The sequence below is a fragment of the Nocardiopsis sp. NPDC058631 genome (assembly GCF_042716955.1).
GTDB lineage: Bacteria > Actinomycetota > Actinomycetes > Streptosporangiales > Streptosporangiaceae > Nocardiopsis.
The window spans coordinates 1-10312 of sequence record NZ_JBHXQY010000151.1 but is presented as its reverse complement, the minus strand read 5'-3'; the positions used below and the strand labels follow the sequence as shown (position 1 = coordinate 10312).

At 72.7% G+C, this 10312-nt stretch carries 9 protein-coding genes; 6 read left to right on the top strand and 3 right to left on the bottom strand.

Annotation, left to right across the window (positions count from 1 at the left end; all coding sequences use genetic code 11):
• Positions 1-198: 198 nt before the first annotated feature.
• The gene (locus ACFWTE_RS28720; protein ID WP_378783051.1) at positions 199-675 is read right to left on the bottom strand and encodes a hypothetical protein; all 477 of its coding nucleotides are present in this window, start codon (positions 673-675) and stop codon (positions 199-201) included.
• A gap of 547 nt (positions 676-1222) precedes the next feature.
• Between ACFWTE_RS28720 and ACFWTE_RS28715 the strand changes: the two genes are divergently transcribed.
• Entirely contained in the window at positions 1223-1882 is a 660-nt protein-coding gene (locus tag ACFWTE_RS28715; RefSeq protein ID WP_378783050.1) for a hypothetical protein, read from the top strand.
• Between the two features lie 156 nt (positions 1883-2038).
• Positions 2039-2578: a restriction endonuclease gene (locus ACFWTE_RS28710; RefSeq protein ID WP_378783049.1), complete on the top strand. Its 540-nt coding sequence runs from the start codon at positions 2039-2041 to the stop codon at positions 2576-2578.
• On the opposite strand, the gene ACFWTE_RS28705 is transcribed toward ACFWTE_RS28710, so the two are convergent.
• Positions 2567-3535 (bottom strand): TIGR03557 family F420-dependent LLM class oxidoreductase, encoded by a 969-nt coding sequence (locus ACFWTE_RS28705; protein ID WP_378783048.1) that lies wholly within the window; start codon positions 3533-3535, stop codon positions 2567-2569. The two genes, ACFWTE_RS28710 and ACFWTE_RS28705, sit on opposite strands and share 12 nt — an antisense overlap.
• A 322-nt stretch (positions 3536-3857) precedes the next feature.
• Between ACFWTE_RS28705 and ACFWTE_RS28700 the strand changes: the two genes are divergently transcribed.
• The 4 genes from ACFWTE_RS28700 to ACFWTE_RS28685 all read left to right on the top strand — a co-directional run bounded on the left by ACFWTE_RS28700 (position 3858) and on the right by ACFWTE_RS28685 (position 8975).
• Positions 3858-5543 (top strand): ABC-F family ATP-binding cassette domain-containing protein, encoded by a 1686-nt coding sequence (locus ACFWTE_RS28700; RefSeq protein ID WP_378783047.1) that lies wholly within the window; start codon positions 3858-3860, stop codon positions 5541-5543.
• Positions 5544-5712: 169 nt separating this feature from the next.
• The gene (locus ACFWTE_RS28695) at positions 5713-6897 is read left to right on the top strand and encodes a hypothetical protein (protein WP_378783046.1); all 1185 of its coding nucleotides are present in this window, start codon (positions 5713-5715) and stop codon (positions 6895-6897) included.
• A gap of 81 nt (positions 6898-6978) precedes the next feature.
• The gene (locus ACFWTE_RS28690) at positions 6979-7638 is read left to right on the top strand and encodes a hypothetical protein (RefSeq protein WP_378783045.1); all 660 of its coding nucleotides are present in this window, start codon (positions 6979-6981) and stop codon (positions 7636-7638) included.
• Complete coding sequence (locus ACFWTE_RS28685) at positions 7626-8975, top strand: hypothetical protein (RefSeq protein ID WP_378783044.1); 1350 nt, start codon at positions 7626-7628, stop codon at positions 8973-8975. The genes ACFWTE_RS28690 and ACFWTE_RS28685 overlap by 13 nt, the downstream gene beginning before the upstream one ends.
• Positions 8976-9226: 251 nt before the next feature.
• Here ACFWTE_RS28685 and ACFWTE_RS28680 read toward each other — a convergent pair whose 3' ends face one another.
• Positions 9227-10201: a hypothetical protein gene (locus tag ACFWTE_RS28680; RefSeq protein ID WP_378783043.1), complete on the bottom strand. Its 975-nt coding sequence runs from the start codon at positions 10199-10201 to the stop codon at positions 9227-9229.
• Positions 10202-10312: the final 111 nt, after the last annotated feature.

The following is a 10312-nucleotide window of genomic DNA, read 5'->3' as shown; positions in this document are numbered from 1 at the left end:
CAGGCTGCCTCTCGCCGCGCCTCTGCGCTCGTGAAGCACAACCAGGCTGAACTTCGCACATCGTCTTGCGAGAGATCGCCTGGACGGCCGCTCGCTGACCCGAAAGCCTCCAAAAAACACTCCCTAGGTCTTCGAGAACCCCCTACGCACTGGGATTTCGTGGCGCACCCGGCAGGGCTCGAACCCGCGGCCATCGGATCACCAGGGACAGAACTGCACCACCCACGACTCCACGGCCTCCCCAGGGAAGTCGTCGCCGGTGCAGGTGTACTCGCCGTCATCGTCCTCGCCGGGGAGCAGCGCGCCCTCCCACGACAGGTGCGCCCTCCTTCCGTCCCGCCACAGGTGCGCCGCCCACGTCCCGTGGGGGACGGGGAAGGGACCGTCGAGTGACAGGCCCACCATCAAACCCATCAGGTGCACCTGTTCTGTGACCTCGACCCGGTAGACGGCGTGATCGGGGTGGTCGTCGACCGTGGCGGGGTTTCCATCCCACAGCTGCATGAGCACGGTGGGGGCGAAGTCGTTGCCGAGGGAACCCATGGGTAAGCCGTAGGCGGGGCCCGGGCAGATCAGGTTGATGTCCCCGCTCACGTGTTCGTAGGAGTTGATGCCCGCGATCTCGAACGTCCCGTAGGAGACTTTCACGCGGAACCTGCGTTCCTTGATCAACATGTGTGTCCCTCTGTCATTACTGCGAGGCGGCCCGCGGAAGGACCGCGGGCCGCCCCGGACTGTCAAGCTTCGTGTTCGCCCTGGATTCCAGGGGTAAACGTCAGGGTAGGCACAGTCATTCGGGCCCCGTTCGGCCCGGCACACCGCCGCGAAGACATTCCGACTATTGTCGATCTGCGGCCCCTACAACCACCGCAGGGGCCGTTTCTTCACGGGAACAGAAAAGCGTGCATTCGGTGACCTGGGCTTTCGGTACCTCCATGCGAGCGGGCACGCGTTCCAGCAGCAGGTCGGAAGAGGCGGCGGGGGCATGCCTCGGCCCTGGTACCAGGACTTCTGCTTCGCCAGCACTTGCACGAACCCCCAGCCGGCCACCCGCTACGCCCGGCTCCCAGCCGTCACCTCGACAGTCGCGACCAGTCCGCTTCTTCGCGCAGACACATTTCACATCCGTGGGAGCAACCGCGCGGAAAACTCCGGACCGAACACGGACCAGCGCCTTCACAACACATGGACCCCAGGAAGAGAACATCGTATTTTGGCGTGTATGAGATTCGAGCGACAGAACCCTCCGCCGCCGGGACCCGGATCGCCACGACCCGGTTCCCTGCACATCACCAGTGCCAGGGTCCAGATCTACGCGCAGAACAACCCCGCCGGTTACGCGTTCCGCTGCTCGGCCCTGGCCGGCGTTCTCATTGCCCTCCTGGCTGTTACCGCCGCCTCGCCGTCACTGGCCGATCCGACCGGCATTCCCGGATGGTCCCTCGTCTGGATCTTCCACGCGGTCCTGGTGGCCGCCCTGGCAACCGGTCTCTTCACCTACACCCGTCAGAAGAATCTGCCCCGCACCGGGGAAACCGACCCCGTCCGTTATGCCTCGGCAAGGCTTCAGGCGGCCTCGGGTGACATCGGTCCCGACCCCGAGACCAATCGTCTGGCACGGACCCTGCACGACCGTTTCGTGCGCGCGAGCAACCCTGGCCTCTACGCGGCTTCGGTGTTCGTCGGCATCGTGTTCTGCGCGTTCCTCCCCGTGGCCGACGTCAACGGTCCCGGGTTCCAGGCCGAGAACCTTCTGAGGCCGGCCCCCCTGACCTGTCTCCTCGTGCTCGTGCTCTTCCTGTACTACAGCGTCAGGACCCAGCGCGATCGGTTCGAGGCCTTTCGCGCCACCTACGACCGGCGGTCCGGTCCCCTCACCTGAACCTCGAAGGGACGAACGGCGCCCCGAGCGCGAACCGACCGGTCCGCGCCGCCCGTGGGCGTGGGAACCGCCACAGGTCCGCGGCGCGGATCCCCGTGAGGACCGGCGTTCCCGGGGAAGGGGACCTTGGGAGCAACCCCCGCCCCCAGGAGGAACGTGGACACTCGATCGAGGGAACGACACTTCGTGTGGCGCCACCGGCACGCCGCCGTGCTGGCCGTGGTGGTGGCGCTGATGGTCGGCACGTGGGTGGCCCGGAGCGCGCCACGGCCGCTGTTGTGGGTCGCGGCGGCGGTGGCGGTGGCCGCCCTGGCCTGGTGGGCCGTGGGCCGGATGCGCCTGGCCGCGCGGAGGCGGGCGATCGCACGGATCGACCTGTCCGAGTTGGACCTGATGACCGGCACCGAGTTCGAGGAGCACGTCGCCGGGCTGATGCGGGTGCACGGCTACACCGCGGTCACCGTGGTCGGCGGGGCCGAGGACGGCGGGGCGGACATCCTCGCGCGCTCCCCCCGGGGGCGGTCGGTGGTGGTCCAGTGCAAGCGGTGGCGCCAGCGTGTGCCCCCGAACGAGGTACGCGCCTTCATCGGCACCCTGCACAGCGGCTACGAGGGTTACCAGGGGATGTTCGTGGCCTCCAACGGGTTCACCGAGGCGGCGGCCCGTGAGGGCGGGGGGCACCGTTCAGGACGGTGAGAGCGCGCGCAGGGGGCCGTCCAGCTCCCTGCGGTAGAAGTCGACGAACCCGTCGGGGTCCGGACCGGCGTTCTGCATGACCAGGCGGTCGAAGCCCGCGTCGACGTACCTGCGGGCGGCCTCGACGTGGCGCTCCGGGTCGGGGCCGCAGGCGAAGTGCGCCAGGACGTCCTCCTCCCGGACGGTGGTGGTGGCGGCCGCGAAGTTGACCGGGTTGGGCAGCTCGCTCATGACCTTCCACCCGGTCAGGGCCCAGCGGGAGGTCTCCAGGGCGGCCCGTGCGGCGGTGTGCTCGTCCTCCGCCCAGGCCAGGGGCACCTCGGCGTAGCCCGGGCCCTCGCCGCCGGCGGCACGGTAGTCGCGCACGATCTCGTGCTTGGCCTCCGTGGCGAACAACCCGTCGCCGAACTCGGCCGCGAGTGTGGCCGAGACCGCGCCGCTGGCCGCGACGGCGATCAGCGGCGCGGTCTCGGGCAGGTCGAAGACCCGGGCGTCCTCCAGGCGCAGGTAGTCGCCCTCGTAGGACTGGTAGCCGCCGCCCCAGAGCAGGCGGATGATCTCCAGGGCCTCGCGCAGCATGTCGTGGCGCACGTGGACCGAGTCGGGGAACTCCTGGCCGACGACGTGCTCGTTGAGCCGCTCCCCGGAGCCGACGCCGAGGACGAAGCGCCCTTGGGAGACCAGGGCCAGGGTCGCGGCGGCCTGGGCGATGATCGCCGGGTGGTAGCGCACCGTCGGGCAGGTCACCCCGGTCACGAGTCCGATCCGCTCGGTCCTGGCGGCGATGGCGCCGAGCACGGTCCAGGTGAACGGCGAGTGGCCCTGGTTGTCGAGCCAGGGATGGTAGTGGTCACTGATCTCCACGAAGTCGAACCCCGCGCGCTCGGCCAGCTCCGCCTGCCGGATGAGCTCCTCCGGTCCGAAGGCCTCGGTCGCCAGCTTGTACCCGATCTGCATGCGCCCCCCTTGTTCTGCGGTGGTCCCGGCGCCTCGTGCGCGTTCGCCGACCCCGACCACGTCCGAGTCGGCGAACGCGTGTCGCCCGGCCCCGCTCCTTCACTCTGGGCACCCATACAACTACCGTGCGGGACCCGGGGGCCGCCCCGACACACAGACGGGTGCGGGCGCCTGCCGCCGGCCCCTTGCGGCCGACGCCCCGCGCCACCGGGGAACGCGCCACCGGGGAAAACGGGTTGCGGGGGCGGAGCGGGGAGTGGAAGCCTTCCGGGAGGCGCCGGGCGACCCCCGTGTGCTCGGAAACCCCACGTGGAGAGCGGTCTTGGGCTACATCGACGTCAACCAGGTCAGTCACACCCTTCCCGACGGGCGGGTCCTGTTGGACGCGGTGTCGTTCCGGGTGGGCGAGGGTTCCAAGACGGCGCTGGTGGGGGCCAACGGCGCGGGCAAGAGCACCCTGCTGCGGATCGTGCGCGGTGACCGGCGCCCCGAGGCGGGCGCCGTCACCCTGGACGGGGAGCTGGGGGTGATGCCGCAGTTCATCGGGCACGTGCGCGACGAGACCACCGTGCACGAGCTGCTGGTGTCGGTGTCCCCGGAGGCGGTGCGCGCGGCGCACGCCGACGTGGAGGCGGCCGAGGCGGCGATGATGGTCGACGACGGCGAGAAGACGCAGATGCGCTACGCCGAGGCGATCTCCCGCTACGGGGACGCCGGGGGTTACGAGGCCGAGGTCGTGTGGGACCAGTGCTGCGTGGCGGCGCTGGGCGTGCCCTACGAGCGCTGCCGGTGGCGCGAGGTGCGCACCCTGTCGGGCGGTGAGCAAAAGCGCCTGGTCATCGAGGCCCTGCTGCGGGGCTCCGCTCCGGTGCTGCTGCTGGACGAACCGGACAACTACCTGGACGTGCCCGGCAAGCGGTGGCTGGAGGAGGCGCTGCGGGCCTCATCGAAGACCGTGCTGTTCATCTCCCACGACCGCGAGCTGCTGAGCCGGGTCCCCGACCGCATCGTCACGGTCGAGCTGGGCGCGGCGGGCAACACCGTGTGGACGCACGGCGGCGCCTTCGACACGTACCACGACGCGCGCCGGGAGCGGTTCGAGCGCCTGGACGAGCTGCGGCGGCGCTGGGACGAGGAGCACGCCAAGCTGAGGGCGCTGGTCACGACCTACAAGCAGAAGGCGTCCTACAACTCGGACATGGCCTCGCGGTACCAGTCGGCGCGGACCCGGCTGCGGCGGTTCGAGGACGCGGGCCCGCCGGAGAAGCTGCCCCGGGAGCAGAACCTGCGGATGCGGTTGCGCGGGGGCCGTACCGGCAAGCGGGCCCTGGTGTGCGGGGGTCTGGAGCTGACCGGGCTGATGCGCCCCTTCGACCTGGAGGTCTGGTTCGGCGAGCGGGTGGCCGTACTGGGCTCGAACGGGTCGGGGAAGTCGCACTTCCTGCGGCTGCTGGCCGGGGGCGGCAGCGACCCGGAGTCCTCACCGCTGTCGGAGGAGGAACGGGCGCGGGTGCCGTCCGTGGAGCACACCGGGTCGGCGCGGCTGGGCGCGCGCGTGCTGCCCGGGTGGTTCGCGCAGACCCACGAGCACCCGGAGTTCGCGGGCCGCACCCTGCTGGACATCCTGCACCGGGGTAAGGGGTCCCGCAGGGGGCTGCCCCGGGAGGAGTCGGGGCGGGCGCTGGACCGCTACGAGCTGGCGTCGGCGGCGGAGCAGGTGTTCGACACGCTCTCGGGCGGCCAGCAGGCGCGGTTCCAGGTCCTGCTGCTGGAGTTGTCGGGCACGACGATGCTGCTGCTGGACGAGCCGACCGACAACCTGGACGTGGTGTCGGCGGAGGCGCTGGAGTCGGCGCTGGACGCCTACCAGGGGACGATCCTGGCGGTCACGCACGACCGCTGGTTCGCGCGCGGGTTCGACCGGTTCGTGGTGTTCGGGTCGGACGGGGGCGTGTACGAGGCCCCGGAGCCGGTGTGGGACGAGGCGCGGGTGCGCCGCGTGAGGTAAGTGCGGTGGCGGTGCCCCGGGGTGCAAAGTGGTAGACAATTCAATAAGAACCACATAAAACTCCGGAAAGCCCTCCATGCCGAATCCCCCCTGGCCCGCCTTCTCCCCCGTCCCCGGGCGCCGCCGCCCACGGCCGTTCCCGTGCCGCGCGCAGAACAGGAGGCACGCGTTGAGGCGTGTCCTCACCCCGGTGGCCCTCACAGCCCTGGCGGCACTGTTCGTCCTCGCCCCGCCCCCGCCGGCGTCCGCGGGTGACTGGCGCTACGACGAGATGGCCACGGTCCGCGCGTCCGCGCTGGCGGAGGACCCCCTCTACGTCGGCGCCCTGCACCGCAGGAACGTGGCCGAGCAGGACGCCGAGGCCCTGCGCGCCCGCTTGGCCGACGCGAGCACGCCCGTCTATGTCGTCCTCGTCGGGCAGGAGGGCCGTCTGGACGACTACGTCGCCGATCTGGCACACCACGCCGACACCGACGGCTCCTTCTTCGTCGTCGGTCGGGACGGGGTGACGCTGCACGGGGCCCGGGCAGGGGCGCACGACGGCGCGGCCGAGGGTTCGGACCCGGCCGAGCTCACGGCGGAGGCGGTCAACGCGGACGCCGGGCTCGCTGAGGCGCCGCTGGCCGAGCGGCTGGTCCGCGCGGTCGACATCGTGGAGGGCGGCGGCCCGGCCGACGGCTTGCGCGGCTCTCCCCTCACCACCGCGGCGGCCTTCGTCCTGGGAGCCGCCCTACTCGCCACGGGCGCCTGGTGGGGGATCGGCCGGTGGGCGCGCAAACCGCTCCGGGTGGCCCCTCTGACCGAGACGGTGGCGCGGAACATCGGCCTGTCCCAGCAGGAGGAGTACCGCGAACGGCTCACCGAGCGCCTCACCGGGTGCGGGCGCCGCGTCGCCGCCCAGAGCGCCGGATCCGGGCGGGTCGGGCCGGCGCTGGAGGCCTACGGCGCCGCCGCGAAGGTCCTCGACGCCGCCGCCGACACGTCCGACCTGGTCGGAGTACACGTCCTTCTCGACATGTGCGACGCGGCCCTCGATGACAGGCCCGCTCCCCCGCACTGCTTCTTCGACCCGCGGCACGGGGGCGCGACCGCTGACGTCCGCTGGCGCGCCCCCGCCTCGTTCCACTCGATTCGGGTCCTGGCCTGCCGCGTGTGCCGCAAAGCCGTTCGCGACCACAGGACCCCCGCCGCGGTGCCGGACGCCAGCGGGTCCCGGCCCCTCCCCTACTACGCGGTAGCGCCCGAGGAGAGCGTGTGGGCGGCGACCGGTTACGGAACGCTCGACCCGGACCTGCCCGGACGCGTCGCGCGCGGCGAACACCGCCGGGCGGGGCAGGACCGCCGGAGCAGCTGACCGCCCGAACGCACACGGCCCCGCGGAACCGCCCCCTCACGCACCGGACAGCACCCCCGCACAGAAGCTGGGAGAACGACCATGGCCCCTCACCCCTACGGGCGCCCCCTGACTCTGATCGGCCTTTTGGCCACCCTGGTCACGGTTCCCGCCCCGGCCCACGCGGACCCGGTGGGCACCTTCTACGCCCGCATGCTGGAGGAGCACGGCGGCGTGTTCGTCGACGAGGAGCTGGCCGGTGTCCTGGACCGGCGGGAGGTCGCCGACGACCTGCGTGCCGCTCTGGACGGACACGGTGTCCGGCTCAGCCTGCTGGTGGTCGAAGGTGTGGAGGACCGCGGCTCCCTCGACCGCCTCGCGCGGATCTCCACCGAGGAGGGCACCGACCCGGTTCTCGTGCTCTCGCCCGGCACCGTGATGATCGGACGGGCCAACCTCGACGGCTCCGGGGTCCCCGAGGCCGCGGTGGACCACGCCGCCTACACCGGCGTGTCACCCGAGTACCCCGCCGACACCCTGGACCACGTCCTGAGCGCGGCGGAGCACCCCGACGTGGAGGAGATGGCCCTGCTGGCCGAGGCGGAGTTCCACGCGGCCTCCGACGGGCACGGGGAGGGCACGGAGGCGGACACCGCTTCCCGGGCCGCGTGGCCGGGGGCCGCGGGAGTGTTGGCAGGTCTCCTCGCCGGGTGGGGCCTGGTCGCCGCCGGGGGTGGACTGTTCGAGCGGTGGAAGCGATGAACCGCGTCCCGCGTTCGACGCTTTCCGGCCTCCGGGAACTCCTGTCGGCGGCCCTCCTCGCGTCCTGTGTCCTGGCGGCCTGTGCGGCGGTCGCTCCCGAGGCGGCCGCGGACGTGAGTCCCCCGAGGACGGTCGAGGAGATCACGGACCTGTCACGCGTGGAGCGCGTGGCCGCCGAACTGGAGCAGTCGCCCCTGTACGTCCACCACGGGACCGTCGGCCACTGGTCGGAGGAGGATCTGCACCGGATCGGGTCGCGGCTCGGCTCCCCGCCCCTGGCCGAGCACCCCGTCCAGGTGGTCGTGTACCCGTCCGTGTCCGCCGACGAGACCGGCGGGCAGCCGTCACTGTTCCTGCACGCGCTGCACGAGGTGTCCGGACGCGACGGGGTGTACGTGGCACTGACCGTCGACAGCCGGATCGTGGTGGAGGCCTTCGGCAGCGCCCTACGGCCTCCGGAGGTCGATCCCGGGGTGCTCGACCCCTCCGAGGGCCTGGTGGGCAGGGCCGACCAGGTCCTGGACCGGTTGGAGGACGCCCCGACGGGGTCCGCAGAGCCGACCGGGGTCGCCCCGGACCCGGACGCGGTGACGGCCTGGGCCCCGATGGAGTTCGTGACCAGGCCGGAGGCCTCGGACCGGGAGCCGGCGTCGGCCCCGGACGGGCTCTCCTCTCTCCTCCAGGGGTTCCTCGTCCCCTGGTTCTTTCCGTACGGGGTGGTGGCCGGTGTGGTGACGGCCTCCGTCTTCGCGGGCCTGCGCGGCGCCGCGGGATCCGAACATCACGGCGCGAGGCGCACAGGCGGCAGGGACCGTGCCTCCGCCAGGACCCTGGGACGCCTGGCACCGTCACGGCCACGACGCTGGTTCGTCCGCCTGCTCCTGGCCCGCGAGTTGCGTGTCCTCCGTCTGCGTGTGGAGCGGCTCCCCTCCGGACATGCCGGGGCCGACGGTGCCCGGCAGGCCTACGACGCGGCCGGTCTGATCTCCCGGTCTCCCGGGATGCCCGTCACCGCGCTGGTCTGCGCCGTCGTCCTGGTCCGCTACGGAGAGCAGATCCTGGACGATCCGGGGAGCCCCCTGTGCGCTCCGTGTGAGGCCAACGCGCTGCACGGGGCGGCGACCGGCCGGCGGCTCGCGGGGCGGGGGGCCGACCACCGGTCGTGGCGCCTGTGCTCCCGGTGCTCGGTGGCGGCGGACCGCGGGGAGGGGTACCCCGCCGGTTTCGGCGCGGCCGGGCCTCTCGGCGGTCCCTGCCGCGCCGACGACTTCTGGACACGGACCGCCTACACGCCGGAGAAGGCCTTCGAACGGGTCCGCAGCAGGCTCGGCGTCTGAGGTGAGGGAGGCCGGGCCGCTCCCCCGGGGGGTAGGGGGAGCGACCCGGCCCGTCTGCGCGGCTCCGTCGCGGGGCAGCGGGACCGGGGGCGCCCGCGGTGTCCGGACCGGGGCGTGAGCCCGGGGTCCACTTCGCTTTTGTCCGCAATGTGACGTACGGCACCACAATCTACCACCGGGGTGCGCCCGGGGCGACAGCACCGGCCGGGCGGGAACCGGCACCCTGGGGGCCGGGCGCGCGGCCTCGGCCCTCACCCCACGGGCACCTCCAGGGAGACGAGCGAGGAGCACTCCTCCAGGCAGCCCCTCACGTGGAGCGTGCCGCCGGGGGCGGCCCCGGGCAGGAGGAACGCGGCGCGGGCACGTGCCCCCCGGTCGAGTTCGCGGCCTCCCACCGCGGCCGACACCCGGCTCTCGCGTCCGCTCCTGCTCCGGTACTCGGCCCCGTGCAGGTCGAGGTCGGCGCTGTCCCGCGTCTCGAAGCCGACCGTCACCACCAGGGCCTTGTCCGCGGCGGACCGGTAGGCGGTCAGCAGGGTGGCGGTCACCCCCGCGGACCCGGCCTCGGTCCGCTCGCCGGGGCCGGGGACCAGCAGGCCGGGGCCGGGGTCGGCGCCGTTCACGCGCAGGCCGCCGACCAGCCCGTCCGCCCCGGTGAAAGCGTCGTAGGCGGAGCAGGCCGGCTCGCTCCGCCGACCCTTCGAGCGGCACAGTTCGTAGCCGTCGGCGGTGCGCTCCGCCTCGGAGGCCGCGGCGGGCAGGCCCCCGTCGGCCCGGGCACGGGCGAGGGACACCTGGTGCGCGAGGTAGTCGTGGGCGACCGAGTCCTCGGCCGCGTGCTCCAACCCCCCGGCCATGCGGGCGGGGTCGCCCGAGGCGAGCGCCTCCACGTACGCCGTCACGGCACCCTCGGCCGCGTCCCGGGGTCCGGGGGCGGGGGCGGGGGCGGGGGCGGGTTCCTCGGCGGCGGGGCCGGGCGCGGACAGCGGCTCGCCGACGGGGTCGACACCGGGGCCGACGCCGGGGGCGGGGTGGGGTTCGGCCTCCCCCGAGAGCGTCTCGGCCGAGGGGTCCGGTGCCTGTGGTGGCCGCGCCGTGGGCGCGGAGGACTCCTGTCCGCCACCGGTCGGGGCGGGTACGCGGTCTCCGGTGGCGCCACAGCCGAGGGCCGTGAAGCCGAGCGCGATGACGGCCGCGACGGCGGCCAGCCGGGTCGACGACACCATGGACGTTTCCCCCGTGTTCTCCGTGAGAACTGACGACCTGCCGATTTTATGACTCGGTGTCGTCAATGCGGGGGTTTGTCAACGTAAGGAGTTCGTGTCGGATTCCTGTGT